This is a genomic window from Falsiroseomonas bella (assembly GCF_003173615.1).
Classification (GTDB): domain Bacteria; phylum Pseudomonadota; class Alphaproteobacteria; order Acetobacterales; family Acetobacteraceae; genus Falsiroseomonas; species Falsiroseomonas bella.
The window spans coordinates 456,538-481,063 of the sequence record NZ_QGNA01000002.1 but is presented as its reverse complement, the minus strand read 5'-3'; the positions used below and the strand labels follow the sequence as shown (position 1 = coordinate 481,063).

Annotated in this window: 27 protein-coding genes; 12 read left to right on the top strand and 15 right to left on the bottom strand. The window is 71.0% G+C overall.

Going from position 1 to position 24,526, the window contains the following annotated elements; all coding sequences use genetic code 11:
• The first annotated feature begins 6 nt into the window (after nt 1-6).
• The 6 genes from purL (at nt 7) to DFH01_RS10560 (ending at nt 5,380) form a co-directional block, all read left to right on the top strand.
• Nucleotides 7-2,217, top strand: a complete 2,211-nt coding sequence (purL, locus tag DFH01_RS10585) for a phosphoribosylformylglycinamidine synthase subunit PurL (RefSeq protein ID WP_109870399.1) — start codon at nt 7-9, stop codon at nt 2,215-2,217.
• Complete coding sequence (locus tag DFH01_RS10580; protein ID WP_109870398.1) at nt 2,217-2,450, top strand: BolA family protein; 234 nt, start codon at nt 2,217-2,219, stop codon at nt 2,448-2,450. The genes purL and DFH01_RS10580 overlap by 1 nt, the downstream gene beginning before the upstream one ends.
• A gap of 26 nt (nt 2,451-2,476) precedes the next feature.
• Nucleotides 2,477-2,812 carry a Grx4 family monothiol glutaredoxin gene (gene grxD / locus DFH01_RS10575; protein ID WP_109870397.1) on the top strand — a complete coding sequence of 112 codons (336 nt, stop codon included), beginning with the start codon at nt 2,477-2,479 and terminating at the stop codon, nt 2,810-2,812.
• A 267-nt stretch (nt 2,813-3,079) separates the two neighbouring features.
• Nucleotides 3,080-3,721, top strand: coding sequence for a CDP-alcohol phosphatidyltransferase family protein (locus DFH01_RS10570; RefSeq protein WP_109870396.1), 642 nt, complete (start codon nt 3,080-3,082; stop codon nt 3,719-3,721).
• On the top strand, nt 3,718-4,689 hold the full coding sequence (locus tag DFH01_RS10565) for a phosphatidate cytidylyltransferase (protein ID WP_109870395.1): 972 nt from the start codon (nt 3,718-3,720) through the stop codon (nt 4,687-4,689). The genes DFH01_RS10570 and DFH01_RS10565 overlap by 4 nt, the downstream gene beginning before the upstream one ends.
• 1 nt (nt 4,690) lies before the next feature.
• Nucleotides 4,691-5,380 (top strand): lysophospholipid acyltransferase family protein, encoded by a 690-nt coding sequence (locus DFH01_RS10560; RefSeq protein WP_109870394.1) that lies wholly within the window; start codon nt 4,691-4,693, stop codon nt 5,378-5,380.
• Between the two features lie 76 nt (nt 5,381-5,456).
• Here the strand turns inward: DFH01_RS10560 and rpsD are convergent, their stop codons facing one another.
• Nucleotides 5,457-6,074: a 30S ribosomal protein S4 gene (gene rpsD / locus DFH01_RS10555; RefSeq protein WP_109870393.1), complete on the bottom strand. Its 618-nt coding sequence runs from the start codon at nt 6,072-6,074 to the stop codon at nt 5,457-5,459.
• A 206-nt stretch (nt 6,075-6,280) separates the two neighbouring features.
• Here rpsD and DFH01_RS10550 point away from each other — a divergent pair, with 206 nt between their 5' ends.
• Complete coding sequence (locus tag DFH01_RS10550; RefSeq protein WP_109870392.1) at nt 6,281-6,484, top strand: hypothetical protein; 204 nt, start codon at nt 6,281-6,283, stop codon at nt 6,482-6,484.
• Between the two features lie 110 nt (nt 6,485-6,594).
• On the opposite strand, the gene DFH01_RS10545 is transcribed toward DFH01_RS10550, so the two are convergent.
• Genes DFH01_RS10545 through DFH01_RS10535 form a run of 3 tightly spaced genes read right to left on the bottom strand, consistent with a single transcriptional unit; the run spans nt 6,595 to nt 9,253 of the window.
• On the bottom strand, nt 6,595-7,563 hold the full coding sequence (locus DFH01_RS10545; protein WP_109870391.1) for a Bug family tripartite tricarboxylate transporter substrate binding protein: 969 nt from the start codon (nt 7,561-7,563) through the stop codon (nt 6,595-6,597).
• Nucleotides 7,560-8,429, bottom strand: a complete 870-nt coding sequence (locus tag DFH01_RS10540; protein ID WP_109870390.1) for an alpha/beta fold hydrolase — start codon at nt 8,427-8,429, stop codon at nt 7,560-7,562. Before DFH01_RS10540 ends, DFH01_RS10545 begins: the two co-directional genes overlap by 4 nt.
• Nucleotides 8,426-9,253, bottom strand: a complete 828-nt coding sequence (locus tag DFH01_RS10535; RefSeq protein ID WP_109870389.1) for an RNA methyltransferase — start codon at nt 9,251-9,253, stop codon at nt 8,426-8,428. Before DFH01_RS10535 ends, DFH01_RS10540 begins: the two co-directional genes overlap by 4 nt.
• A gap of 215 nt (nt 9,254-9,468) precedes the next feature.
• Between DFH01_RS10535 and DFH01_RS10530 the strand changes: the two genes are divergently transcribed.
• The gene (locus DFH01_RS10530; protein ID WP_109870388.1) at nt 9,469-9,810 is read left to right on the top strand and encodes an endonuclease domain-containing protein; all 342 of its coding nucleotides are present in this window, start codon (nt 9,469-9,471) and stop codon (nt 9,808-9,810) included.
• Nucleotides 9,811-9,884: 74 nt separating this feature from the next.
• Here the strand turns inward: DFH01_RS10530 and copM are convergent, their stop codons facing one another.
• From copM to gltX, 3 genes are all read right to left on the bottom strand, one after another.
• The gene (gene copM, locus DFH01_RS10525; protein ID WP_109870387.1) at nt 9,885-10,244 is read right to left on the bottom strand and encodes a CopM family metallochaperone; all 360 of its coding nucleotides are present in this window, start codon (nt 10,242-10,244) and stop codon (nt 9,885-9,887) included.
• 65 nt (nt 10,245-10,309) lie between these two features.
• On the bottom strand, nt 10,310-11,707 hold the full coding sequence (gene cysS, locus DFH01_RS10520; protein WP_109870386.1) for a cysteine--tRNA ligase: 1,398 nt from the start codon (nt 11,705-11,707) through the stop codon (nt 10,310-10,312).
• A gap of 5 nt (nt 11,708-11,712) precedes the next feature.
• Nucleotides 11,713-13,044: a glutamate--tRNA ligase gene (gene gltX, locus DFH01_RS10515; RefSeq protein ID WP_109870385.1), complete on the bottom strand. Its 1,332-nt coding sequence runs from the start codon at nt 13,042-13,044 to the stop codon at nt 11,713-11,715.
• 114 nt (nt 13,045-13,158) lie between these two features.
• Between gltX and DFH01_RS28710 the strand changes: the two genes are divergently transcribed.
• A complete protein-coding gene (locus DFH01_RS28710) occupies nt 13,159-13,560 on the top strand; it encodes a hypothetical protein (protein ID WP_109870384.1) in 402 nt (133 codons plus the stop codon).
• Nucleotides 13,561-13,567: 7 nt separating this feature from the next.
• Here DFH01_RS28710 and DFH01_RS10505 read toward each other — a convergent pair whose 3' ends face one another.
• From DFH01_RS10505 to DFH01_RS10490, 4 genes are all read right to left on the bottom strand, one after another.
• Nucleotides 13,568-13,969, bottom strand: coding sequence for a hypothetical protein (locus DFH01_RS10505; RefSeq protein WP_109870383.1), 402 nt, complete (start codon nt 13,967-13,969; stop codon nt 13,568-13,570).
• A 49-nt stretch (nt 13,970-14,018) separates the two neighbouring features.
• On the bottom strand, nt 14,019-14,915 hold the full coding sequence (locus tag DFH01_RS10500; RefSeq protein ID WP_109870382.1) for a DMT family transporter: 897 nt from the start codon (nt 14,913-14,915) through the stop codon (nt 14,019-14,021).
• On the bottom strand, nt 14,912-16,069 hold the full coding sequence (locus tag DFH01_RS10495) for a beta/alpha barrel domain-containing protein (RefSeq protein ID WP_109870381.1): 1,158 nt from the start codon (nt 16,067-16,069) through the stop codon (nt 14,912-14,914). Before DFH01_RS10495 ends, DFH01_RS10500 begins: the two co-directional genes overlap by 4 nt.
• Before the next feature lie 165 nt (nt 16,070-16,234).
• The gene (locus tag DFH01_RS10490; protein ID WP_109870380.1) at nt 16,235-17,614 is read right to left on the bottom strand and encodes a class II 3-deoxy-7-phosphoheptulonate synthase; all 1,380 of its coding nucleotides are present in this window, start codon (nt 17,612-17,614) and stop codon (nt 16,235-16,237) included.
• 163 nt (nt 17,615-17,777) lie between these two features.
• On the opposite strand from DFH01_RS10490, the gene DFH01_RS10485 reads away from it, so the two are divergent.
• Nucleotides 17,778-18,143, top strand: coding sequence for an ArsR/SmtB family transcription factor (locus DFH01_RS10485; protein ID WP_109870379.1), 366 nt, complete (start codon nt 17,778-17,780; stop codon nt 18,141-18,143).
• A complete protein-coding gene (locus DFH01_RS10480) occupies nt 18,140-18,670 on the top strand; it encodes an SRPBCC family protein (RefSeq protein WP_109870378.1) in 531 nt (176 codons plus the stop codon). Before DFH01_RS10485 ends, DFH01_RS10480 begins: the two co-directional genes overlap by 4 nt.
• Before the next feature lie 14 nt (nt 18,671-18,684).
• Here DFH01_RS10480 and gorA read toward each other — a convergent pair whose 3' ends face one another.
• The 3 genes from gorA to glmU form a co-directional block, all read right to left on the bottom strand.
• Nucleotides 18,685-20,061 carry a glutathione-disulfide reductase gene (gene gorA / locus DFH01_RS10475; RefSeq protein WP_109870377.1) on the bottom strand — a complete coding sequence of 459 codons (1,377 nt, stop codon included), beginning with the start codon at nt 20,059-20,061 and terminating at the stop codon, nt 18,685-18,687.
• Nucleotides 20,062-20,137: 76 nt separating this feature from the next.
• Nucleotides 20,138-21,616 carry an NAD-dependent succinate-semialdehyde dehydrogenase gene (locus DFH01_RS10470; RefSeq protein ID WP_109870376.1) on the bottom strand — a complete coding sequence of 493 codons (1,479 nt, stop codon included), beginning with the start codon at nt 21,614-21,616 and terminating at the stop codon, nt 20,138-20,140.
• A 53-nt stretch (nt 21,617-21,669) separates the two neighbouring features.
• On the bottom strand, nt 21,670-22,980 hold the full coding sequence (glmU, locus tag DFH01_RS10465) for a bifunctional UDP-N-acetylglucosamine diphosphorylase/glucosamine-1-phosphate N-acetyltransferase GlmU (RefSeq protein ID WP_109870375.1): 1,311 nt from the start codon (nt 22,978-22,980) through the stop codon (nt 21,670-21,672).
• A gap of 81 nt (nt 22,981-23,061) precedes the next feature.
• On the opposite strand from glmU, the gene gph reads away from it, so the two are divergent.
• Nucleotides 23,062-23,721 carry a phosphoglycolate phosphatase gene (gene gph / locus DFH01_RS10460; RefSeq protein WP_109870816.1) on the top strand — a complete coding sequence of 220 codons (660 nt, stop codon included), beginning with the start codon at nt 23,062-23,064 and terminating at the stop codon, nt 23,719-23,721.
• Here gph and DFH01_RS10455 read toward each other — a convergent pair.
• Nucleotides 23,677-24,477, bottom strand: a complete 801-nt coding sequence (locus DFH01_RS10455; protein WP_158287701.1) for a DUF3108 domain-containing protein — start codon at nt 24,475-24,477, stop codon at nt 23,677-23,679. The genes gph and DFH01_RS10455 overlap by 45 nt on opposite strands.
• Between the last annotated feature and the right edge of the window lie 49 nt (nt 24,478-24,526).

The following is a 24,526-nucleotide window of genomic DNA, read 5'->3' as shown; positions in this document are numbered from 1 at the left end:
GCGGCCATGTCCCTGCCCGCCCCGCTCGATCCCGCCCGCGCCCGAAAGCTTTCGGCCGAGTTCGGCCTTAAGGGCGATGAATACGACAGGGTGCTGGCCATTCTCGGCCGCACGCCGTCGTTGACCGAGCTCGGGATCTTCAGCGTGATGTGGTCGGAGCACTGCTCCTACAAGTCGAGCCGCGTCTGGCTCCGCACGCTGCCGACCAAGGCGCCCTGGGTAATCCACGGGCCGGGCGAGAATGCGGGCGTGATCGCCATCGGCGACGGGCTCGCCGCCATCTTCAAGATGGAGAGCCATAACCACCCGAGCTTCATCGAGCCCTACCAGGGTGCCGCCACCGGCGTCGGCGGCATTTTGCGCGACGTGTTCACCATGGGGGCGCGGCCGATCGCCAATCTCAACGCGCTGCGCTTCGGATCGCCGGATGCGCCGCGGATGAAGCGCATCATCGATGGCGTGGTGCGGGGCATCGGCGGCTACGGCAATTGCGTCGGCGTGCCGACCGTGGGCGGCGAGGTCAATTTCCACCCGGCCTACAACGGCAACCCGCTGGTCAATGCGATGACGGTGGGCATCGCGCCGGCCGACCGTATCTTTCTTTCGGCTGCCGCGGGCATCGGGAATCCGGTGGTCTATGTCGGCTCCAAGACCGGGCGCGACGGCATACACGGCGCAACCATGGCCAGCGCCGAGTTCAGCGCGGACGCCGAGGAGAAGCGCCCGACCGTACAGATCGGCGACCCCTTCGTCGAAAAGCTGTTGATCGAGGCGTGCCTCGAGTTGATGGCGACGGACATGATCGTCGCCATCCAGGACATGGGCGCAGCGGGGCTGACGAGTTCCTCCGTCGAGATGGCGGGCAAGGGCGGCGTCGGCATCGAGCTCGCGCTGGACAACGTGCCGCAGCGCGAGATCGGCATGACCGCCTATGAGATGATGCTGTCCGAATCCCAGGAACGGATGCTGATGATCCTCAAGCCCGGTCGCGAGGCCGAGGCCGAGGCGATCTTCCGCAAATGGGAGCTCGATTTCGCCGTCATCGGCCACCTGACCGACACCGGCCGCATCGTCATCCGCCACAAGGGCGCCATCGAGGCCGACATCCCGCTCGCGCCGCTGGAATCGGAGGCGCCGCTGTATCGCCGCCCGACGGCCGAGACGCCGAGGCAGCCTGTGCTGGATGCGACGACGATCGCCGATCCCGTGGGCATCACAGCGGCGCTGCAGACGCTCGTCGGCAGCCTCGATCTCTGCTCGCGGCGCTGGATCTGGGACCAGTATGACAGCACGGTTGGCGGACAGACCGTGCAGCGCCCGGGCGGCGCGGATGCGGCGGTGGTGAAGCTCGAGGGGCTGAAGCGCGGCCTCGCCATGACCACGGACTGCACGCCGCGCTACTGCCTGGCCGACCCGGAAGAGGGCGGGAAGCAGGCCGTCGCCGAGGCCTGGCGCAACCTGACCGCCGTGGGCGCCAGGCCGCTCGCGATCACCGACAACATGAATTTCGGCAACCCCGAGAAACCCGAGATCATGGGCCAGTTCGCCGCCGCGGTGCGCGGCATGGCGGCCGCCTGCACCGCGCTCGACTTCCCCGTCGTGAGCGGCAATGTCTCACTCTACAACGAGACCAACGGCGCCGCGATCCTGCCGACGCCGGCCATCGGCGGCGTCGGCGTGCTGGAGGATGCGGCACAGGCGGTGGGTCTCGCTCTGGAGCCGGGGCTCGACCTGGTGGTGATCGGGGACACGCGCGGCTGGCTCGGCCAGTCGCTCTGGCTACGTGAGATCGCGGGGCGTGAGGAGGGCGCGCCGCCGCCCGTGGACCTCGCGGCCGAACGGCGCAACGGCGACTTCGTGCGGGCGCAGATCCTCGGTGGGACGGTCGCCGCCTGCCACGACGTGGCCGATGGCGGATTGCTGGTGGCAGTGGCGGAGATGGCCATGGGGGGCGGCGTCGGCGCGACGCTGGAGGCGCCGGCCGGCATGCCCGCCCATGCCTTCTGGTTCGGCGAGGACCAGGGCCGCTATGTGCTCGCGGTGGCCGATGCCGGCCCCATCCTGGCCGCGGCCGCCGCCGCCGGCGTGTCGGCGGCTCGGCTCGGGCGCAGCGGCGGCGGGGACTTGGTTCTCGGCGCCGGCTCCTCCATATCGGTGGCGACCTTGCGGGTCGCCCACGAATCGACGCTGCCCGCGCTGATGGAGGCTGTTGGCTGATGGCGATGAACGCCGCCGAGATCGAGGCGCTGATCAAGTCGGCCCTGCCCGATGCGCAGGTCACCATCGAGGATTTGGCCGGCGACGGCGACCATTACGCCGCGAAGGTCGTGTCCTCGGCCTTCAAGGGCATCTCGCGCGTCAAGCAGCACCAGATCGTTTATGCCGCGCTGCAGGGGCGCATGGGCGGGCAGTTGCACGCCCTGGCCCTGCAGACCTCGGCGCCCGACTGAACCAGGCCGTAAAGGATACCGACAGGATGACCGACACCGTCCACAGCCGCATCCAGGCGGAGATCACCGAGAACCCGGTGGTGCTCTACATGAAGGGTACGCCGGTGTTCCCGCAGTGCGGGTTCAGCGCCCGCGTCGTGCAGATCCTTTCCCACGTGGGCGTGCCCTTCAAGGGCGTGAACGTGCTCGAGGACATGGAGCTTCGCGAGGGCATCAAGAGCTTCACCAACTGGCCGACCATCCCGCAGCTCTACGTGAAGGGCGAGTTCGTCGGCGGCTGCGACATCGTCATGGAGATGTTCCAGTCGGGCGAGTTGCAGAGCCTGATGGAGGAGAAGGGCGTGGCGGCGAAGACCGCCTGATCCCGCGCCGCCGCCCGAAACGGCGCCGGCCCTCTTTTCGCGTTGCGTGGAGGCGCCGCCCGGCATGGCCGGGACGGCGCCTTTTCGTGTCAGGACCAGCGGATCACCGCCGCGCCTGATCGCGGCAGCCACGACAGGGCGGTGCCTCAGGGCGGCGCCCTTTTCGCGCAGGGGCTGCGTCGCGCAACGGATGCAACACGGCGCGCAGCGGGGCGACACACTGCCCGCACAGACCCATGCGATCCTCCACCCGGAAACGAGGACCGCATGGCCAGCACAGCAGACAGGCGCCCGATCGCGGCGCGTGACCTTCGGATAACCGGGCGCATTGCCGCCTTGCTGGTGGCGCGCGGCGCCTCTGCGGACGGGATTTCGCTGGCGGGCATGGCGGCCGGGCTCGGCGCGGGGCTGTGCGTCGCCGGCACGGGCTGGTGGCCGGATGCGGCGCTGCCGCTCTGGTTGCTCGGCGCGCTGCTGGTCCAGCTTCGCCTCGCCGCGAACCTGCTGGACGGCATGGTGGCGATCGGGCGCGGCATCGCCTCACCGGCCGGGGAGCTGTTCAACGAGGTGCCGGACCGGGTTTCCGACACGGCGGTGCTGCTGGGGCTCGGCGTCGCGGCGGGCAGCCCGGCGCTCGGACTTGCCGCCGCGCTGGCGGCCATGAGCACGGCTTACGTCCGGGCGGTCGGCAAGGCCGCCGGCGCGCCGAGCGACTTCCGCGGACCGATGGCGAAGCAGCACCGCATGGCGCTGGTCACCGCCCTGGGCGTCGCCTGCGCGCTGCTGCCCTTCGCCTGGACGGCCCCGCTGCCCGCCCTCGCGCTGTGGGTCATCCTGGCGCTGTCGCTGGCCACCACCTGGCGGCGCCTCGCCGGCGCCTGGACCTTCCTGCGGAGCGCCACGCGATGACCGCCGCCTTCGCCCATCCCGTCACCATCTGGATCGTCTCGGCCACCGGCGCGGTGCTGGCGCTGGCCGCGGCGGCCATCGGCTGGCTTTCGGCCAGCGGGCGTGCGAAGCCGGAATTCCGGCGCGAGCTGTGGCTGCGCTTCGGGTCCTGGTGCGTGCTGCTGCCGCTGATGATCGGCCCGGTGCTGGCTGGGCGCGCCTGGACCATCGGCGCGGTGACGCTGCTCGGCCTGCTCGGCTACCGCGAATACGCCCGCGCGACGGGGCTGTTCCGGGAGCGCGTGCTGTCCGCCGTCGTTGCGCTCGGCATCGTCGCGGTGAATTTCGCGGCGCTCGACAACTGGTATGGCTTCTTCGTCGCGCTGTTCCCGCTGACGGTCTGCGTGCTGGCGGTGGCCTCCATCCCGCTCGACCGGCCGCAGGGCTATGTGCAGCGCGTGGGGCTCGCGGTGCTGGGGTACATGCTGTTCGGCGCCGGCCTCGCGCATCTCGGCTTCATGGCCAACGATGCGAACTACCGCCCGCTGGTGCTGCTGCTGCTGACGGCGGTGGCGCTGAACGACTGCGCCGCCTTCACCTGCGGCAAGCTGATCGGCGGCCGAAAGCTGCTGCCGGCGACGAGCCCGAACAAGACGATCTCAGGCGCGCTGGGCGCGGTGGTGGTCACGGGCGGCGTGGTGGCGCTGCTCGGCTCGGTGCTGTTCGCGGGCACGCCGATGGGCGCGTGGCACTGGCTGCTGCTGCTCGGCGTGCTGGTGAGCGTCGCGGGGCAGGCGGGCGACCTGATGCTGTCCTCGATCAAGCGCGACATCGGCATCAAGGACATGGGAGCGGTGTTGCCGGGGCACGGCGGCATCCTCGATCGCTTCAACTCGCTGCTGCTGGTCTCGCCGCTGGTCTTCCACCTGGTGCACTACGTGGTGGGGCTGGGCACGGATGCGCCGACGCGGCTGATCACCGGGGGCTGAGATGGACTGGCAGCTTCGCCCGGCGCGCGACCTCGGCATGGCCCCCGGCGACCGGCTACGCAGCCTGTCGCGCGAGCGCGGGCTGTTCGGCATGGCGGCGAACGCCACGTGGCGCTGGCTGCTGCGGCTCTACTTCCGCCTGTTCCACCGGCTGGAGGTGGACGGGCGCGAGAACCTGCCGGCGGCGCCCTTCGTGCTGATCGGCAACCACACAAGCCACCTGGATGCGCTGGTGCTGGCGAGCATCCTGCGCGGCGATTCGGCGCGGCGGGCGCATGCGCTGGCCGCCGGCGAGGTTTTCTTCCAATCGGGCCCGGGGGCGTTGCTGTCAGCCTACGCGATCAATGCCTTCCCGATCTGGCGCGGGAAGACGAAGCGGGGCGAGATGGCGGCGCTGCGGGCGCGGCTGGTGGAGGACGGGCTGGTCTACATCCTGTTCCCGGAGGGCACGCGCAGCCGCACCGGCGCGATGGGTGAGTTCCAGCCGGGGCTCGCGATGCTGCTGGCCGGCACCGGCGTTCCGGTGGTGCCGTGCTTCATCGAGGGCGCCTTCGAGGCCTGGCCGGCGACGCGGAAGTGGCCGAGGCCGGGAAAGCTGCGGGTGCGCATCGGGTCGCCGGTCTCGATGGAGGGGGACCGCGCGACGGCGATGGCGGCGTGCCGCGGCGCGGTGGTGGCACTCGGGCACTGAAACGCGAAACGCCGGCCCCTCGCGGGACCGGCGTCTTCTTGGCCGTGTCCGCCCAGATGGCGGACGAACAAAAGAATCAGCGGCTGTAGAACTCGACGACCAGGTTCGGCTCCATCTGCACCGGATACGGCACGTCCGAGAGCTTCGGGGCGCGGAGGATGCGGCCGCGCATGGCGCGGTGGTCCACCTCGATATACTCGGGCACGTCGCGCTCGCCGGACTGGGTCGCGTCGAGCAGCGCGGTCATCTGCTTCGACTTCTCCTTCACCTCGATCACGTCGGTGTCCTTGACGAGGTAGGAGGGGATGTTCAGGCGCTTGCCGTTGATCGTGACATGGCCGTGGTTCACGAACTGCCGTGCCGCGAAGGGCGTGACGGCGAACTTCATGCGGTAGATCACGGTGTCCAGGCGCCGCTCGAGCAGCTCGATCAGGTTCTCCGAGGTGTCGCCCTTCCGGCGCACGGCTTCCTCGTAGTACTTGCGGAACTGCTTCTCGCCGATGTTGCCGTAGTAGCCCTTGAGCTTCTGCTTGGCCATCAGCTGCACGCCGTAGTCGGTCGGCTTCTGCTTGCGGCGCTGGCCGTGCTGGCCCGGGCCATATTCGCGCTTGGCGACCGGGGACTTGGCGCGGCCCCAGAGGTTCACGCCCAGGCGGCGATTGATCTTGTACTTGGATTCGGCGCGCTTGCTCATGCGCTGCACCTGCCGGGCCTCTCGGCGCCGGTCCTTCGTCTTGCGGGCGCTGAAGCACCCTGGTTGTCCCGGTAGTCCCGGATGGCTTTCGCCAAACGGGCGGGCGCAGCGGATCAACCGCCGTCCGCGTTCCCGGAAGGAGCCGGGCCTATAGGCGGCGCGGCCCCGGCTTGTCAAACCGCCAGCCCCTCCCCTACTCGGCGGCCATGGTGACGCGTTCCGATATCCTTGTGCTTGGCCTGACGGCGGGCGTGACGGGCAGCCTGGTGGGCGGGCTCATGTTCGGCATCGGCATGGGGCTGGTGGCCGACGGCATCCATATCGGCTGGCTGCTGGCCCTGCCCGGCGCGCCGGTGGGCGGGCTGCTGGGGTATCTGCTGGCGCGGAAGCTGGCGAAGAAGCTGGGGTAGGGTCGCGGGACACGGGCGTTCGGTGGGGCCGCGAGAAGGCGCCTGGCCTCAGCGCCCCCCTCACCCAACCCTCTCCCCCCTTTGGGTGGAGAGGGCTTTTCGGATGGCGACTACTCCGGCTGGATGCCAGCGGCCGCGATCAGGCGACGCTTGTAGTCCAGATCCTCGCGCAGAAAGGCCGCCGTCGCCTCGGGCGTGGTGAGATGCACGGTGTAGCCCGCGGGCGCCAGGTGGCGGTCGCGCACCATGGGCGCGGCCATCGCCGCCGCGATTGCGGCGTGCAGGCGCAGCAGCAGCTCGGGCGGCGTGCCGGCGGGGGCGAAGGCGCCGAACCAGGTGCGCGGGTCGATGTCGTCGTAGCCGGCCTCCTTCAGGGTCGGCACATCGGGCAGCGCCTCGAACCGGGTCGGCTTGCCGACGGCCAGCGCCTTCAGCGTGCCGGCACGGATATGCGCCGCACCGGAGGCGATGCCGGCCAGCGTCATCTGCACCTCGCCCGCCAGCGTCGCCGTCACCGCCGGCGTCAGCCCGCGATAGGGCACATGCACCATCTCGATCCGCTCCTTCGCCATCAGCGCGCCGAAGGCGAGATGCGGCTGGCTGGCATTGCCGTAGGAGCCGAAGTTCAGCCTGCCGGGATTGGCCCGCGCGGCAGCGACGAGCTCCCCCATCGTGTTCGCGCCGATGCTCGGATGCACCAGCACCATCTGGTGCACGTCCACCAGCAGCGTGATCGGCGCCAGGTCGCGCATCGGGTCGTGCGGCAGGCCGCGGATCAGCACCGGGTTGGAGGTGATGGAGTTATCGGCGGTGATCAGCAGCGTGTGCCCGTCCGGCGGCGCCTTTGCCACGATGTCCGTGCCGGGCACGGTGGAGCCGCCGGGGCGATTGTCCACCACCACCGGCTGGCCCCATTCCGCCTGCAGCCGGTCGGCTATCGCACGCGCCAGCGCATCGAGCCCCCCGCCCGGCGGGAAGGGCACGACGATGCGCACCTGCCGCGTCGGGAAGGACGCGGTCTGCGCGCGCGCGACGGCGGGCAGGGCAAGCGTGGCGAGCAGCGCGCGGCGATGGATCACGGCAGGTCCCCGAAGAAATGCTCGCGCACCAGGGTAAGGGTGCGGGCGGGATACTCAAGCTCCGGCAGGTGGCCGCACTTCTCGGGGGAGACGAAGCGGCCGCCGGCGATCGCATCCGCAACGGCACGGCCCACGGGCGGCGGGTTCACGCCATCCGAATCGCCGGTGACGCAGAGCGTCGGCGCGGCGATGCGCGGCGCGAAATCCTCGACCACGTCCACCGGATCGGTGCAGCGCGCGGCCTGCAGGTAGCCGCGCGGCTGCGTCGCCGCGACCATGGCGCGCACCAGCGCGCGCACCGGCTCCGGCGTGCCGGCGGCGACCAGGTTGCCGCTGCGCGTCGCCGCGAGATCCAGCGGCCCGTTGGCGATGGAGGCTTCGCGCATCGCGAGCATGCGCGCGCGTTCCTCCCTGCCCTTCCAGCGCTGCCCGCGGGATGTGCCGAGCAGCACCATGCGCGCGACGCGCTGCGGGTGGCGCGCGGCGAGGCAGGCGGCAAGCATCGAGCCGAAGGAGGAGCCGAGCAGATGCACCGGCCCCTTCACGCCCAGCGCATCGAGCAGCGCGACCGCGGCCTCGGCATACTGGCCGGGCGTGGGTGCGGCGGTGACGAAGTTGTCGGACAGCATGTAGCCCGGCGCGTTCCAGGCGATGACGCGTGCGCGGCTGGCGAGGCCGGCCAGGATGAAGCGCCAGCCGATGGAATTGGCCCCGATGCCGTGCAGGCAGAGCACGGTGCGCTGCGTGCTCTCGCCCGCCTCCATGTAGGACATGCGCGGCCCTTCGAGGCCGAGCGCGGAGGCGTCGAGCCCGACGAAGCGGAGGTCCGGCAGCGGCGCGATGGGCGTTCCGTCGGGGTGGATCACGTCTTTTCCTCCCAGGGCGGGTCGGGCACGTCGCCGGCGAAGCGCCCACGCACCATGCGGCCGCGGGCGAGTTCCGTCACCACGCCGTGCAGGGTCCGCAGCTCCTGCTCCGTGACTTCGCCGCGCTCGAACCAGTGGCGCAGGTTGCGCACCATGCCAGGGCGCTTCGGCGGGTTGTGCAGGAAGCCGGCGGCGTCGAGTTCCGCGATCAGGCGGTCGAGAAATTTCTCGAGTTCGCCCTTGGTCGCGATGCGCGTCTCATTGGTCTGCAGCAGGCGGGGCGGCGCGGTCTCGGCCTGCATCCACCATTCATAGGCCAGGATCATCACGGCCTGCGCGAGGTTCAGCGAATTGTGCTGCGGGTTCAGGGGGTAGCGGATCAGCGTGTCGCAATGGGCGAGGTCGTCGGCCTCGAGCCCCGCTCGCTCGGGGCCGAACAGCACGGCGAGGCGCAGGCAGCGTGCGTTGATGTTGCGGAAATCCTGGGCGGCGGCGCGAGCGTCGCGGACGGGGATGATCACGTGGCGCGGGCGCGGGCAGGTGCCGAAGACGCGGTGGCAATCGGCGACGGCGCTCCGGATGTCCGGGTGGATCGTCGCGGCGTCGAGGATCGCATCGGCGCCGGAGGCGGCGGCATAGGCGTTGGGCTGCGGCCATCCGTCGCGCGGAGCCACGATGCGCAGATGGAAGAGGCCGCCATTGGCCATGGCGCGCGCAGCGGTGCCGATGTTGGCCGCCATCTGCGGGCGGACGAGGACGACGATGGGAGATTCGCCGTGCGGGGGCGTGAGGAGCGCCCCGCCGACGGGACGGCCGCCGGTCATGGGGTGTTTGCGGATGGCACGGTCGGTCGCGCCCCCACCCTCCCGCGCGCCGCGCGGCCCCCCCCCCCCCCCGCTGCGCAGGGGAGGGGAATCGGGCGCGCCATACTCCCTCCCCCGCCAAGCGGGGGAGGGCTGGGGTGGGGGGGCGATTGCGCAGGCAGGATCGGAGGCAATGCCGGCGCCCCCCATGACGCCCAGTGCGATAAGCTGACGGCATGCCGAGCAAGGATGAACATGCCAAGGCGCGTCGGCTGCGCAACGCCATGACGGACGCCGAGCGCAAGCTGTGGCAGGCGCTTCGCTTCGACGCGCTCGGGGTGCGGTTCCGAAGACAGCACCCGGTGCCGCCTTACGTCGCCGATTTCGCGGCGCCCGCCGCAATGCTGATCGTGGAAGTCGATGGCGGACAGCATGGCGGGGACGCCGACGCAGCGCGTGATGCGGCGCTGCGCGGGGCGGAATGGCGCGTGCTGCGTTTCTGGAACGATGAGGTGTTGGGGAACCGGGACGGGGTGATTCAGCGGATTGCCGAGGCGCTCAGCGGCATAAAGCGATAAGGTCGGTCGCGCCCCCACCCCAGCCCTCCCCCGCACGCGGGGGAGGGGGTGGATGCGCGGGCTGCAGGCCCGCCTCACCGCGCCGGTGGGCGCGCCAGGAAGGCGCGGAGTTGGGCGATCTCGGCTTCCTGCGCGCGGATGATCTCCTCGGCCAGCTTGCGGATCTCCGGGTCGCGGCCGTAGCGCAGCGCGACGCGGGCCATGTCGATGGCGCCCTGGTGATGCGGGATCATGGCGGCGGCGAAGTCGCGGTCGGCGTCGCCGGTGAACTGCACCGCCATCTCGCGATGCATGCGTTCGTTGATGGCGCGGTATTCCCGCGTGCTGGCGGGCTCGTTCGCCGCGGCGCGGGGAGCGCCGTGCCCGGCATGCTGCGCCACCGCCGACGTGGCGAGGGCGAGCGCGAGGGTGGCGGCAAGGGCAAGGCGGATCATGTCAGGACCTCCGGTGGGTGACCGGAAGCACCTGTTCAACATTCCCATCGGGGCAAGGCAAGAGGTCACGCGCGACGCCATGTCGTGCCCTGCGGCCCATCCTCCAGCAGGATGCCCTGGTCGGCGAGTTCCTTGCGGATGCGGTCGGCCTCGGCCCAGTTTTTTTCTTTCCGTGCCGCAAGGCGGGCGGCGATGGCGGCTTCGATGGCGGCGGCATCATCGTCCGCGCCGCCGCGGAACCAGGCCTCTGGCTCCTGCTGCAGCAGGCCGAGCACTGCGCCCGCCGCCACGATGCGGCCCTTGAGATGCGGCAGCGCGGCGTCGTCGCCAGCCGCCAGGGCTTCATTCGCCGCCGACACCAGGTAGTGCAGCGACGCCAGCGCCAGCGGCGTGTTCAGGTCGTCCGCCAGCGCCTGCTCGAAGGGCGGCTGCTCCACCGGGTGAGGCTCGTCGCCGCGTTCGGGCGTCACGTGGGCCATCTTCGACAGGGCGCGGTAGAAGCGATCCAGCTCCTTCCGCGCCTCCTGCAAGGCGGCCTCGGTGTAGTCCAGCGCCATGCGGTACTGAGTCTTCAGCAGCAGCAGCCTGAACGCCTCGCCCGCCCACGGCCCGAGCGCCAGGATGTCCTGCACCGTGCGGAAATTGCCGAGCGACTTCGACATCTTCTCGCCGTCCACGAGCAGCATGCCGTTGTGCATCCAGTACCGCGCGAAGTGCGAACCGGGAAAGGCGCAGAGGCTCTGGGCGACTTCGTTCTCGTGGTGCGGGAAGAGGAGGTCGGCGCCGCCGCCGTGAATGTCGAAATCGGGGCCGAGATGCTTCCACGACATGGCCGAGCATTCGATGTGCCAGCCCGGGCGCCCGCGGCCCCAGGGGCTGTCCCAGCCGGGCTGGTCGGGCGTGCTCGGCTTCCACAGCACGAAGTCGCCGGCGTCGCGCTTGTAGGGGGCCACCTCCACGCGCGCGCCGGCCAGCAGCTCATCCGGCGAGCGGCCGGAGAGCTTTCCGTACTCGGCGAAGCTGCCGACCGCGAACAGCACATGGCCCTCCGCGGCATAGGCGTGGCCGTTGGCGATCAGCTTCTCGATGAGGGAGACCATCTCCGGAATGGTGCCGGTGGCGCGCGGCTCGATATCCGGCGGCAGCACGCCGAGGGCGGCCATGTCGCGGTGGAAATCGGCGGTGGTGCGCGCGGTCAGCGCGGCGATGCCTTCCCCGCTTTCCTTCGCGCGGTCGATGATCTTGTCCTCGACGTCGGTGATGTTCCGCGCGTAGGTCACCTTCGGGTAGAGCCGCCGCAGCAGCCGCACCAGCACGTCGAACACCACGTTCGGCCGCGCATTGCCGAGATGCGCCAGGTCGTAGACGGTCGGGCCGCAGACATAGATGCGGACATGGTTCGGATCGAGCGGGACGAAGCGCTCCTTGCGGCGCGTCGCGCTGTTGTGGATCTGCAGTTCCATGGATCTCAACTCGCGGCCTGCTGCAGGCGCCTGAGCGCCCGAGCGCGGCCGATCAACGGAAGGAAGACCTTGAGGTCGGGGCCGTGGTCCTCGCCGGTCAGCGCCCGGCGCAGCGGCAGGTACAGCGCCTTGCCCTTGCGCCCGGTGCGCTCCGCCAGCGTTGTTGTCCAGGCCGGCCAGGTGGCCTCATCCCAGGGCTCCTCGGGCAGCGTCCCGGCAGCAATGCGCAGCAGATCGGCATCGGCGGGCTCGCCCGCGGGGACGATATCACCCTGCGCCACGTCCCACCAATCGCGGACTTCGCGGAACAGGTCGAGGTTCCCGCGCACCGCCATCCAGAATTTTTCGTCCGAGCCTTCCGGCAGGCGATCCTGCACGGCGGCATGGTCCAGGCCGTGCAGCCATTTCCGGTTCAGCGCGAGCAACTGCTTTGTGTCGAAACGCGCCGTGCTCTTGGAAATCCGGGCAAGATCGTAGGACGGCGCGAGATCGGCCGGCATGCCGGGCACCGGATCGCTGCTGGAGCCCAGCGCCACGAGGTAGCCGGCCAGCGCCGCCGGCTCCACGCCGTCGCGCCGCAACTGGCGCAGCCCGACGCTGCCCGTGCGCTTGGACAGCGGCCCGCCATCCGCATCCGTCAGCAGCGGCAGGTGGGCGAAGCGCAGCTTGCGCGCATCACCACCCAACGCCCCAAAAATATCGAGCTGGATGCCGGTGTTGGTGACGTGGTCCTCGCCACGCACCACGTCGGTGATGCCCGTCTCCAGGTCGTCCACCACCGAGGTGAAGGTGTAGAGGAAGCTGCCATCGGCGCGGATCAGAACCGGGTCCGAGAGGCTGGTCAGCTTCACGCTGCGCTCGCCCAGCACGCCATCCTTCCACGAAACCGAGCCGCCCGAGAGCAGGAACCGCCAATGCGGCCGCTTGCCGTTGGCCAGCGCGCGGTCCAGCTGCTCCTTGGTCATCCGGAGCGCCGCGCGGTCATAGAGTGGCGGCTTGCCCTGCCGGATGCGCTGCTCCCGCTTGTAGGCCAGCTCCTCCTCCGTCTCGAGGCAGGGGTAGAGGCGGCCGGAGGCTTTCAGCTTCTCGGCGGCGGCCTCATAGGCCGGGATGTGATCCGTCTGGCGCCGGAACTCGTCCCAGTCGAGGCCGAGCCAGCGCAAATCCTCCTCGATCGCCTGGGCGTATTCGGGCTTGGAGCGCTCGGTGTCGGTGTCGTCCAGGCGCAGCAGGAAGCGCCCGCCCTGGCGCCGGGCGACGCACCAATTGGCGATGGCGATGCGGGCATTGCCGACATGCAGCAATCCCGTGGGAGAGGGCGCGAAACGGACCTTCATGCGGGGCGAGAGGAACGCCAGATACGGCCGGAAGGCAAGGCGGAGTGCCTTGATGCGGGCGCAATCGGGTCGTCTGATGGCGTCATGCGCAGCAGCGCAGCGGAGGCGCGAGCCATGAGCAGGTCACTGGCGGTTCGGGGTGCGGTCTTCGCCGGGGTCATGGCAGCCGGCGTGCTGGCCGCGCCGGCAGCGCAGGCGGATTGGCGCGGACGGCCGGGCTGGGGCTACGCACCCCCGCCGCGAGCCTATTACGCGCCGCCGCGCGCCTACTACCCGCCGCCCTATCGGGGATACGCCCCGGGGGCCGGGCTGGCGCTCGGCGCCATCGTCGGGCTTGGCATCGGGGCGGCGATCGCCTCGCAGCCCTATTACGCGCCGCCGCCTCCGCCGCCGGTCTACTACGCCCCGCCGCCGCCGCCCGTGTATTATGCGCCGCCGCCGGTGGTGTATGCGCCGCCGCCCGCGGTCGTGTATCCGGCCCCGGGCTGGGTGGGGCCTGCCAAGCAGCGCTGGTGACGGGGGCCTACTCCTCCTCCTCGTCGTCCTCCTCGCGCCGCGGGTCCAGGACGCGCCAGTTGCGCTCCTCGGCATCCTCGGAGCGGTGCTCGGCGAAGGCGTGCAGTTCGGCGGCGCTGCGCCAGGCGTCGTCGCCGGCGCCAACCACCTCGGCGTCCTCGCCATAGGCGAACCAGGCTTCCAGAACGGTCTCGGGGTTCGCGCCGCCGGTGCGGCAGCGCTCCAGGCTGTCACGCACATAGCGCCGGGCGAAGGCGTTGGCATGGGCGACGCTGCGGAAGCCACGCACCACCTCGACCGGGTCCGAGCCGTTTGCGCCGGACAGGTCCAGGATGCGCACCGCGAGCCCCGCGGGGGCCGAGATCGCCTCGGAGAAGATGGGATCCTCGTCCTCGTCGCTGCCGCTCATGCGTCCTGCTCCTGATCGCGCCGGGTGATCGGCCCGGCGGCGCTCTGCGTCAACGCACGAGGCGGCCAGTGACCCCAAGGATCATGCCGGCCGAGACGAGCCCCACCCCGACGAGGCCGGCAAGGCCGAGCGCCTCGCCCAGCAGCGGCCAGGCCGCGAGCGCGGCCATCGCCGGAACGAGCGCCGTGATCGTGGTGGTGCGCGGCGCGCCGAGGGCAGTGACGGCGCGGGTGAACAGGAAGCCGGCCAGCAGCACCGCGCAGAACCCCTGGTAGACGAACTGGAAGGCCGCCGCGCCGAGCGGCACGGCGCCGAGATTGGAGGGCAGCAGCAGCCACCAGACCGGCAGGTAGATCGGCGCCGCCCAGAGCGCGGCGGAGAGCGTGGCCTCCATCGCCGAGATCCCCCAGAGCTTCACCAGCGTCGTGTAGACCGCCCAGGAGGAGGCGCCGGCCAGCAGCAGCAGGTCGCCCCGCCAGGAACCCGGGTAGCCGCCGAAGGTGTCGAAGGCGAGCAGCGCCACGCCGCAGGCGACCACCGCCAGCGAAAGGGCGCGGCGGCGCGTCCAGGCCTCGTTCAGCCAGATCGCGCCGAGCGCGGCCGTCAGGAAGGGCAGCATCCCGGCATTCATCACCCCGGCATGCGAGACCGGCGCGAAGGCGAAGCCGGCATAGCAGAACAGCGGGAACCCCAGGGACGCGGTGGCGACGATCGCCGCGATGCGCCGGCGCGGCAGGCGCGGCCAGCCGAGCAGCATCGCGAGCGGCAAGGCGCCGGCGAAGGCGCCGGCATAGCGCAGCGCCGCGACGTCCCAGGGCGTCATTGCCTGCTTCACGGACAGCCGCGCGGCCAGCAGGAAGCCGACCCAGACGAAGAGCACGGCGATCGCACAGATGTATCCGATGCGCCGCTCGCGCGCCGGATCCGCCGTGGCGGCGAGGCTCATCCGGCGTTGCGCTTCCGCCCGCCACTGTGGCGCAGCAGGAACTCGCGGCCGACCTTCACCCGCGCCTGGCCGTCATAGTCCACGATGTCGGCGGTGGCGTAGGTCTCCGACCAGGCATCGGGTATGAAGCTGCCGGTGCCGACCACGTCGAGCGGCGCCTTGGCCTCAGCCATCACCCGGCATTTCTGCACGCCGAAGCCGGAGGAGGCGACGATGCGCACCTTCGGGAAGCCGGCCTCGTCCAGCGCCTCCCGCATGCGCCAGATCGCGGCGGCGGAGACGCCCGTGCCGACCAGGTGGCGCAGTTCCGTCTCGCTGCGGTAGCGGCGCACCGCCTGGGGCGCGTGGCGTTCCAGCACGGCGTAGGATTCCGCCGGGTCGAGCCCCTCCATGAAGCGGCCGCCATGGGTGTCGAGCCGAACCGCCATCCGCCCCGCGGCGGCGAGGTCGGGGAAGCGGCGGCACACCTCCAGCCCGTCCGTGACCTCGCGCCCGAAATAGTCGGTCAGCACGGTCAGGTCCTGGTCGGGGAAGGTGGCGTGGAACATCTCGGCCGCGCGCAACGTGGAGCCCGCATAGCCGATCAGGGCATGCGGCATGGTGCCACGCCCGCGGCCCGGCCCGAACCAATGGGCGGTCGCGTCATTGGCGTTGCCGACGAAGCCCTTGGCCCCTTCCCGCTTCGCCGCGGCGCCGCCGACGCTGGCGGCATAGGCCATCATCTCCTGCATCTCCTGCCCGGCGCAGTGCCGCGCCTCCATGGCCAGGAAGGCGACGCCGGGCAGCTCGCAGCACATCTGGTAGGCGTTGTGCGCGGCGACGCAGGCCGCGCCGAGCTTCTGCAGGATGATCGTCTCGAGATCCACCAGCTGCGCGAAGGAGCCGGACAGGTAGAAGATCGGATCGCCGGCGCCGACCCAGGCGCCTTCCTCGTGCATCACCTCGATGTCGAAGCGCGTATTCCGCTCCCGCGCCACGGCCTGCAGCCAGCCGATGGCGAGCCGCGGCGCGGAAACCACGGGGCGGCGGAGGAACACCGCGTAGGTCACGCGGCAATCGCCGAAGCGGGTGACGATCGCCTTGGTGCGGTTGAAGTAGCTGTCGGTCCGCGCGGCGATCGAGGCGTCGTCAGCGCCGGGCTGGTTTTCAGCCATGCCGGCAGGGTCCCTCTCCCACCACGGGAATCCCCTCTCCCACCGCAGGGGAGAGAGGCCGGGTGAGGGGGGCGTCGGGATGGACGCGGACACCGCACCCGACGCCGCTGCGCCCCTCACCCAACCCTCTCCCCCCTGCGGGGGGAGAGGGCAAGCCGACGTCGCTCATTGCGCGGCCTGGGCGGGCACCACCGATGCGGGCCGGCGGGCCTTCAGCTCCTCCGCGATGAGGAAGGCGAGCTCGAGCGACTGTTCGGCGTTCAGCCGCGGGTCGCAGAAGGTCGCGTAGTTGCGGGCCAGATCGGCCTCCACCAGCTTGTGCGCGCCGCCGAGGCATTCGGTGACGTTCTGCCCGGTCATCTCGACATGCACGCCGCCGGGGATGGTGCCCTCCGCCGCGTGGCCGTCGAAGAAGCCCTTCACCTCGGCGAGGATCGCGTCGAAGCTGCGCGTCTTGTAGGCGCCGGCCTTCACGCCGTTGCCATGCATCGGGTCGCAGATCCAGACCACGTTGCGCCCCGCCTTCTTCACGGCGCGCAGCAGCGGCGGCAGCTTGGCCTCCACCTTCTCCGCCCCCATGCGGGAGATCAGCGTCAGCCTTCCCTTCTCGTTCGCCGGGTTCAGGATCTCGGTGAGCTTCACCAGCTCATCCGGCTCCATCGTCGGGCCGACCTTCATGCCGATCGGGTTGGCGACGCCGCGCATGAACTCGACATGCGCGCCGTCCGGCTGGCGCGTGCGGTCGCCGATCCATAGGAAGTGGGCGCTGCAAGCATAATGCCGGCCCGGATGCGTCGAGGGCTGGCGCGTCATCGCCTCCTCGAACGGCAGCAGCAGGGATTCGTGGGAGGTGTAGAACTCCGTCTCCCGCACCTGCGGCAGGTCGGACATCCCGCACGCACCCATGAAGCGCAGCGTCTCGTCGATGCGCACCGCAAGATCCTCGTAGCGGCCGGCGAGCGGGCTGCGCTTGGCGAAGTCGAGGTTCCAGCGATGCACCTCGTGCAGGTCGGCATAGCCGCCCGTCGAGAAGGCGCGCAGCAGGTTCAGCGTGGCGGCCGACTGGAGATAGGCGAACTCCATCCGGCCGGGATCGGGGATGCGCGCCTCGGCGGTGAAATCGGGGCCGTTGATGATGTCGCCGCGATACGAGGGCAGCGTCGTCTCGCCCACCGTCTCGGTGTCGGAGGAGCGCGGCTTGGCGAACTGGCCGGCCATGCGGCCGAGCTTCACCACCGGCAGGGAGGCGCCGAAGGTCAGCACGACCGCCATCTGCAGCAGCACGCGGTACGTGTCGCGGATGGTGTTGGCGTGGAATTCGGCGAAGCTCTCCGCGCAATCGCCGCCCTGCAGCACGAAGGCGCTGCCGTCCCCGGCCTTGGCGAGATGCGCCTTCAGCCGGTCCGCCTCACCTGCAAAAACCAGCGGGGGAAATCGGCCGACCTTCTCCTCCATGGCCCGCAGCCGGGCTTGGTCGGGATAGTCGGGAACCTGACGGATCGGCATGGCCCGCCAGGAATCCGGGCTCCACGCGCGCGTAGGCATGATTGTCCACCGTGTCTGCAATCTGGCAGGCCGACCATAGCGGGGCCGTGTGGCTTGGCAAATCGCAGCGTTGCGGGGGCGGCGCCGCGTGGCACACGGCCGTGATGGTCATCATTCAACAAATCGGTTGACTGTTCGGGCGCGGGGCTCGATATTCAACGACATGGTTGAGCGACACGCCCCGCCCCTCGATGCCGTCTTCCACGCCCTCGGCGACGCGACCCGGCGCCGCATGCTGCGCGAGCTGGCGGAGGGCGAACGCACGGTGAGCCAGCTCGCCGCCCCCTTCCCGATCTCGCTCGCGGCGGCGTCGAAGCACATCAAGGCGCTGGAGGGCGCGGGGCTGATCCGGCGCGAGGTGCGCGGGCGGACGCATCTCTGCCGGCTCGAACCCGCGCCGCTGTCGCATGCGCACGAATGGCTCGGCTTCTACGAGCGCTTCTGGACCGGCCGCCTGGATGCGCTCGAACGCCTCCTTCGGGAGGAAGACGCGGCCGCCCCACCCACCAAGGACGGAGACGACCGATGAACGACATCGCCGCGCTGGACGCGCATGGCGTCCTGACCGAGCCCGGGACGCTGACCTTCCAGCGGATCCTTCCCGGACCAATGGAGCGGGTCTGGGCCTATCTGACGGAGAGCGAGTTGCGCCGGAAGTGGCTGGCGGCGGGCGAGATGACCCTGAAGGCGGCTGCGCCCTTCGAGCTGGTCTGGCGCAACGACGACCTCTCCGCGCCCGGCCAGCGCCCGGCGGACTTCCCCGCCGAGCAGCGCATGCAAAGCCGCATCCTCGCGCTCGACCCGCCCCGCCGACTGGTGATCGCCTGGGGCGAGACGGGCGAGGTCTCCTTCACGCTGGAGCCGCGCGGCGAGCGGGTGCTGCTGACGCTGGTGCATCGCGGCGCGCCGGACCGCGCGACGCTGCTGAATGTCGGCGCCGGCTGGCACATGCATCTCGACATCCTGGTCGCGATCGCCGAGGGCTGGACGCCGGCCTCCTTCTGGGAGGGCTGGAGCCGGCTCCGCGCGGAATACGACCGGCGGATGCCGGGCTGACGCCGGCGGAGGCGCTACTCGGCCGCGGCCTGCACGCCCGCTTCCCGTGCGCGGGTGCGCAGCGTGACGAATTCCTCCGCCGCGGTCGGGTGGATGCCGATGGTGCGGTCGAAATCCTGCTTGGTGGCACCCATCACCGCGGCAATGCCGATGCCCTGCATGATCTCGGCCGCATCCTCCCCCAGCATATGGGCGCCGAGGATCCGCTGCGTCTTCTGGTCGACCACCAGCTTCATCACGGTCTTGCGGCCCTCGCGCTTGCTGATGGTGTGGCGCATCGGCGTGAAGCGCGTGAGGTAGATGTCCACCGGGCCCCGCGCCGCGGCCTCGGCTTCCGTCAGGCCGACGGTGCCGATGGGGGGCGAGGTGAAGACGGCGGAGGGAACATTCGCGTAGCTCGCCTTGCGCGGCTTGCCGCCATAGAGCGTGTCGGCAAGCGCATGGCCGACCGCGGTCGCCATGGGGGTGAGGTTCACGCGGTGGATGACGTCGCCGATGGCGTAGATGTGCTTCGCGCTGGTCGCGTGGTCGTCGTCCACGACGATGGCGCCGTTGGCGTCGGTCTCCACGCCGGCCGCCTCGAGCCCGAGGCCCTGGGTGTAGGGCACGCGGCCGGTGCAGAAGAACACCGCATCCACCTCCCGCACGAAATTCGTGGACAGGCCGAGCAGCAGCTCGTTGTCGGCGCGGGTGATGCGGGTGGGCGACACGTCGGAGTTAAGGCGGATGCCCTGCGCGGTCAGCGCCTCGGCCAGCGCGGCGCGGATGTCGTCGTCGAAGCCGCGCAGCGGGAGCGAGGCACGATAGACCAGGTCCACCTCCGCGCCGAGGCCGCGCAGCAGACAGGCGAATTCCACCGCGATGTAGCCGGAGCCGAGCACGGCGACGCGCTTCGGCAGTTGCTTCAGGGTGAACAGGTCGTCGGAGACCAGACCGAGCTCCGCGCCCGGGATCGGCAGGCGCTGCGGCTGGCCGCCGGTGGCGATGACGATGCGCTCCGCGGTCACGCGCTGCTCGCCGACCTGGATGGTGTGCGGATCGAGCAGGGTGGCGCGGGCATCGAAGGTGGTGGCGCCGGCGCCCTTCAGCAGCTTGTCGTAGATGCCCGAGAGGCGCGTGACCTCCGCATCGCGCGCCGCGGCCAGCTTTCGCCAGTCATGGCCATGCGTCTCTATGTGCCAGCCGAAGGCGGCGGCGTCGGCGGCCCACATGCCGTATTCGGCGGCGTTGACCATGATCTTCTTCGGCACGCAGCCGACATTGACGCAGGTGCCGCCCCAGAAGCGTTCCTCCGCGACGCCGACGCGGGCTCCGTGGCTCGCGGCGATGCGCGCGCAGCGCACGCCGCCCGAGCCACCGCCGATGACGAAAAGGTCGAAGTCGTAGGTCATGCGTGCCTCTCAGCCGGAGGCAGCGCGGCCCCCTCCCCGACCCTCCCCCGCGATGCGGGGGAGGGAGATGTCGTCGTCAGGCGCCGATCCCGCCGAGCGCCAGGTATTTGATCTCGAGGTAGTCCTCGATCCCGTATCTGCTGCCCTCGCGGCCCAGGCCGCTTTCCTTCACACCGCCGAACGGCGCGACTTCCGTCGAGATGATGCCCTCGTTGATGCCGATGATGCCGCTCTCCAGCGCCTCCGCCACGCGGAAGATGCGGCCCACGTCGCGGGCGTAGAAATAGGCGGCGAGGCCGAATTCGGAGGCGTTCGCGAGCTTCACCGCCTCCTCCTCCGTCTTGAAGCGGAAGAGCGGCGCGACCGGCCCGAAGGTCTCCTCGCGGAAGACCAGTGCGTCGGGGGGCACGTTCACCAGCAGCGTCGGCTCGAAGAAGTTGCCGCCCTTCGAATGGCGCTTGCCGCCTGTGATGACCTTGGCGCCCTTGGAGGTCGCGTCGGCGATGTGTTCCTCCACCTTCGCCACCGCGTCGGCGTTGATCAGCGGGCCCTGCGTCACGCCGGGCTCCATGCCATTGCCGACCTTCAGCGCTTCCACCGCCGCCTTCAGTTTCTCCGCGAAGGCGTCATAGACGCCGTCCTGCACCAGGATGCGGTTGGCGCAGACGCAGGTCTGGCCGGTGTTGCGGTACTTGCTGGCCATCGCGCCCTGCACGGCGGCATCGAGGTCCGCATCGTCGAAGACGATGAAGGGCGCGTTGCCGCCGAGCTCCATGGAGGTCTTCTTGATGGTCTTGGCGCATTGCTCCAGCAGCTTGCGCCCGACCTCGGTGCTGCCCGTGAAGCTGAACTTGCGCACCAGCGGGTTGGAGGTCAGCTCGCCGCCCGTCTCGCCGCTCGGCCCGGTGATGATGTTGCAGACGCCGGGCGGCATGCCCGCGCGCTCCGCCAGCACGCCGATCGCGAGCGCGGAGAAGGGCGTCTGCGAGGCCGGGCGGATCACGCCGGTGCAGCCCGCGGCCCAGCCCGGGCCGGCCTTGCGCGTGATCATCGCGGCCGGGAAATTCCAGGGCGTGATGGCGGCGAAGACGCCGATCGGCTCCTTCAGCACCAGGATGCGGCGGCCCTTGGCGTTCTGCGGGATGGTGTCGCCGTAGATGCGTTTCCCTTCCTCGGCGAACCACTCGATGAAGCTGGCCGCATAGGCGATCTCGCCCTTGCTCTCGGCCAGCGGCTTGCCCTGCTCCGCGGTCATGATGGCGGCGAGGTCTTCGGCATTGGCCAGCATCATATCGTTCAGCCTGCGCAGGATCACCGCGCGGTCCTTGGCCAGCATCGCGCGCCAGCCGGCAAAGGCCTCCTGAGCGGCCTCGATGGCGCGGCGCGTCTCGACGGCGGAGAGCGCGGGGACATGGCCAACCACCTCGCCGGTGGCGGGGTTGCGTACGGCGGTGGTCTTGCCGCTGTCGGCCTGCACCCACTTCCCGCCGATCAGGTTGGCCTGCCGGAAGAGATCGGGATCCTTCAGCGGAAGCTTTGCGGCGGTGTCGAGCATGGCGGCCTTCCTTCCCTTTGGTCGGGGGAAGATAGGCGCCTCGCCGGGGCCTGTCAGCGGCCGGGCTTCTTGCCCTTGAAACCGCGGCCTTCCTTGTTCACCTGACGGCCGCGCGCGATCGCCATCGCGTCGTCCGGCACACCCTCGGTGATCACGCTTCCCGCAGCCGTGATCGCGCGCGCGCCGACCGTGACGGGCGCGACCAGCGCCGTGTCGGAACCGATGAAGGCGCCCTCCCCGATCACCGTGCGGTGCTTGTTCACGCCGTCATAGTTGCAGGTGATGGTGCCTGCGCCGATGTTCGCGCGCGCACCGATCTCGGCATCGCCGAGATAGGTCAGGTGGTTGGCCTTCGCCCCCTCCCCCAGCACGGCGGCCTTCAGCTCCACGAAATTGCCGACATGGGCGGATGGCCCGACCACGGTGCCGGGGCGCAGCCGCGCGAAAGGGCCGATCACCGCGCCGCGCCGCACGACGCAGCCTTCCAGATGGCTGAACGGGCGGATCTCGACCTCGTCCTCCACCGTCACGCCGGGGGCGAAGACGACATTCGGGCCGATGGTCACGTCGCGGCCGAGCACCGTGTCGTGGCTGAGCGTCACGCTCTCGGGCTGGATCAGCGTGGCGCCGTTCTCCATCGCGGCGCGGCGCAGCCCGTGCTGCACCTCGGCCTCGGCCTCGGCGAGTTCGGCGCGGGAATTGATCCCGCGCAGCTCGGCCTCCGGCGCTTCCACGGCCACCACGCGCATGCCCTCGGCGGCCGCGATCGCGACGACGTCGGTCAGGTAGTATTCGCCCTGGCGGTTGTCGTTCCGCACCTGGCCCAGCCAGCGGAGCAGGTCCGGCGCGGCGGCGCAGACCACGCCGGCATTGCACAGGCCGACCGCCCGTTGCTCGTCCGTCGCATCGGCGTATTCGACGATGCGCGTCACCGCGCCGGTTCCATCGGTCAGCACGCGGCCATACTTCGCCGGGTCGGCCGGCCGCATGGCCAGCAGCGCCAGCCCGGCCTTGGCCCGCGCCGCGCGCAGCTTGTGCATGGTGGCGGCGGAGATCAGCGCGTTGTCGGCATAGAGCACCGCCACGTCGCCGGCGAAGCCTTCGAGCAGCGGCATGGCCTGCAGCGCGGCATGGCCGGTGCCGAGCCTCTCCCGCTGCACCACGGTCGGGTGCGGCGCCGCAGCCTTCTCCAGCGCGGGCATGTCGGGGCCGACCACGACGACCGCGCGGTCGAAGGCCTGCTCCACGGCGGCCAGCAGGTGGCGGACCATGGGCCTTCCGGCGAGGGGGTGCAGCGTCTTCGGCAGGGCGGATTTCATCCGCGTGCCCTGGCCGGCGGCGAGCAGGATGGCGGCAGCTGTCATGGCCGCCCGCGTAACCGGCCGGGACGGGGACGGCAAGCGACAGTCTTGCCGCGCTGCCGGCGCGGGCCTATCGCCGCGCGCATGACAAGGCTCGCTGTCTTCGACCTGGACGGGACGCTGGTGGACAGCGCCCCGGACATCCGCGCCGCGCTCGACCGCCTGATGGCCGCGCGCGGCCTGCCCGGCTTCACCCTGGCCGAGGTCACGGCGATGATCGGCGACGGCGTGCGCGTGCTGGTGACGCGGGCCCTGGCGGCGCGGGGGCAGCCTTTCGAGCAGGCGGCGCTGGACCGGTTCATGTCCGACTACGAGGCCAATGCGGCGGTGCAGACCCGCCTCTTTCCCGGCATGGCCGAGGCGCTGGAGGCGCTCCGGGCCGATGGCTGGCGGCTGGCGGTCTGCACCAACAAGCCCGGGGCGGCGGCGCGCGACCTGCTGGGCGGGCTCGGCCTGCTGGACCGGATGGCGGCGGTCGGCGCCGGCGACAGTTTCGCGGTGCGCAAGCCCGACCCAGGCCATCTGCAGGCGACGATCGCCGCGGCGGGCGGCGCGCCCCATGGCGCGGTGATGGTCGGCGACCACCGGAACGACGTGTTGGCGGCGCGCGGCGCCGGCCTTCCTTGCGTCTTCGTCGGCTGGGGCTACGGGCCGCTCGCCATGGCCGATGGCGCGCCGGTGGTGGCGCGGCCCGAGGCGCTACCGGCCGAACTCGGCGCGGCGCTGGATGGGTTCCGCGCCTAGCAGCACCGCCGTCGCGGTGCCGAACCAGCGGGTCGGGATGTCGATCCGCACCGGGATGGGCGGCGCGCCGGGATAGGGTACCGCCATCCAGGCGGTGCCGCGCTGCGGTTCCTCCTGCCGGGCGCGGTCCTGGTCGCGGCGGAAGCCAGCGACGAGGCGGCCCTCATAGGTGCAGCGCAGCGCCTCGCCATGCCAGGCGTTGCGCCAGGGCAGGATCCGCTCCCGCCCCGCGCTGCGGGTGGCGATGTCACTCCGACGCCGGCCATCGAACAGCGGCGCCGTCAGGTCGCAATGCCCGGCCCGGTCCACCTGGCGGGTCAGGGCGGCGAAGGCCGAGAGGATGTCCACCGTGCCGCGCTGTAGCGGCGGCGGCACCGGCTCCCGGTCCTCGGATGCGTCGTTGGGGACGAGCTCCACCACGCGCGGGTCGCGGTTGGTCCAGTCCAGCACGATGCGACGCCGGTTGCCGCGCCAGGTGCCTTCCGAGACGAAGGCGGCAGGCGCTGCGGCCTCGGCCGTGAAGGCGCCCTGGGCGCGGGAGAAATGCTCCGCCGGCACCAGCAGCGCCGCCATGCCGCGGGTGCGGAAGGCGGCCTCGATGCGGTAGGCGGCCTCGCTCAGCTCGAAGCGCGCCTCCAGCTCCAGCAGCACCGAGCCGAGCGCATGGACCTCGTAGCGGGCGCGCAGCGGCTGCGCGGCGGCAGCGCCGGGCAGCAGCAGGGCGAGCAGGGCGAGGGCGGCGGGGCGGCGCATCATCGCCGGCATATCGGAGCGGCACGCGGCGGGGCAAGCGTGGCTTGACACC

Bases quoted from the DNA above. Each gene is read 5' to 3' on its own strand.
- DFH01_RS10455 (WP_158287701.1), bottom strand. From the start codon at position 24,477: ATGATGCGCCGCCCCGCCGCCCTCGCCCTGCTCGCCCTGCTGCTGCCC.
- DFH01_RS10560 (WP_109870394.1), top strand. From the start codon at position 4,691: ATGGACTGGCAGCTTCGCCCGGCGCGCGACCTCGGCATGGCCCCCGGC.
- DFH01_RS10500 (WP_109870382.1), bottom strand. From the start codon at position 14,915: ATGAGCCTCGCCGCCACGGCGGATCCGGCGCGCGAGCGGCGCATCGGA.
- DFH01_RS10550 (WP_109870392.1), top strand. From the start codon at position 6,281: ATGGTGACGCGTTCCGATATCCTTGTGCTTGGCCTGACGGCGGGCGTG.
- DFH01_RS10495 (WP_109870381.1), bottom strand. From the start codon at position 16,069: ATGGCTGAAAACCAGCCCGGCGCTGACGACGCCTCGATCGCCGCGCGG.
- DFH01_RS10570 (WP_109870396.1), top strand. From the start codon at position 3,080: ATGGCCAGCACAGCAGACAGGCGCCCGATCGCGGCGCGTGACCTTCGG.
- DFH01_RS10505 (WP_109870383.1), bottom strand. From the start codon at position 13,969: ATGAGCGGCAGCGACGAGGACGAGGATCCCATCTTCTCCGAGGCGATC.
- cysS (WP_109870386.1), bottom strand. From the start codon at position 11,707: ATGGAACTGCAGATCCACAACAGCGCGACGCGCCGCAAGGAGCGCTTC.
- purL (WP_109870399.1), top strand. From the start codon at position 7: ATGTCCCTGCCCGCCCCGCTCGATCCCGCCCGCGCCCGAAAGCTTTCG.
- DFH01_RS10565 (WP_109870395.1), top strand. From the start codon at position 3,718: ATGACCGCCGCCTTCGCCCATCCCGTCACCATCTGGATCGTCTCGGCC.
- gph (WP_109870816.1), top strand. From the start codon at position 23,062: ATGACAAGGCTCGCTGTCTTCGACCTGGACGGGACGCTGGTGGACAGC.
- DFH01_RS28710 (WP_109870384.1), top strand. From the start codon at position 13,159: ATGAGCAGGTCACTGGCGGTTCGGGGTGCGGTCTTCGCCGGGGTCATG.
- DFH01_RS10485 (WP_109870379.1), top strand. From the start codon at position 17,778: ATGGTTGAGCGACACGCCCCGCCCCTCGATGCCGTCTTCCACGCCCTC.
- DFH01_RS10535 (WP_109870389.1), bottom strand. From the start codon at position 9,253: ATGACCGGCGGCCGTCCCGTCGGCGGGGCGCTCCTCACGCCCCCGCAC.
- glmU (WP_109870375.1), bottom strand. From the start codon at position 22,980: ATGACAGCTGCCGCCATCCTGCTCGCCGCCGGCCAGGGCACGCGGATG.
- DFH01_RS10490 (WP_109870380.1), bottom strand. From the start codon at position 17,614: ATGCCTACGCGCGCGTGGAGCCCGGATTCCTGGCGGGCCATGCCGATC.
- copM (WP_109870387.1), bottom strand. From the start codon at position 10,244: ATGATCCGCCTTGCCCTTGCCGCCACCCTCGCGCTCGCCCTCGCCACG.
- gltX (WP_109870385.1), bottom strand. From the start codon at position 13,044: ATGAAGGTCCGTTTCGCGCCCTCTCCCACGGGATTGCTGCATGTCGGC.
- DFH01_RS10470 (WP_109870376.1), bottom strand. From the start codon at position 21,616: ATGCTCGACACCGCCGCAAAGCTTCCGCTGAAGGATCCCGATCTCTTC.
- grxD (WP_109870397.1), top strand. From the start codon at position 2,477: ATGACCGACACCGTCCACAGCCGCATCCAGGCGGAGATCACCGAGAAC.
- DFH01_RS10480 (WP_109870378.1), top strand. From the start codon at position 18,140: ATGAACGACATCGCCGCGCTGGACGCGCATGGCGTCCTGACCGAGCCC.
- DFH01_RS10530 (WP_109870388.1), top strand. From the start codon at position 9,469: ATGCCGAGCAAGGATGAACATGCCAAGGCGCGTCGGCTGCGCAACGCC.
- DFH01_RS10580 (WP_109870398.1), top strand. From the start codon at position 2,217: ATGGCGATGAACGCCGCCGAGATCGAGGCGCTGATCAAGTCGGCCCTG.
- rpsD (WP_109870393.1), bottom strand. From the start codon at position 6,074: ATGAGCAAGCGCGCCGAATCCAAGTACAAGATCAATCGCCGCCTGGGC.
- gorA (WP_109870377.1), bottom strand. From the start codon at position 20,061: ATGACCTACGACTTCGACCTTTTCGTCATCGGCGGTGGCTCGGGCGGC.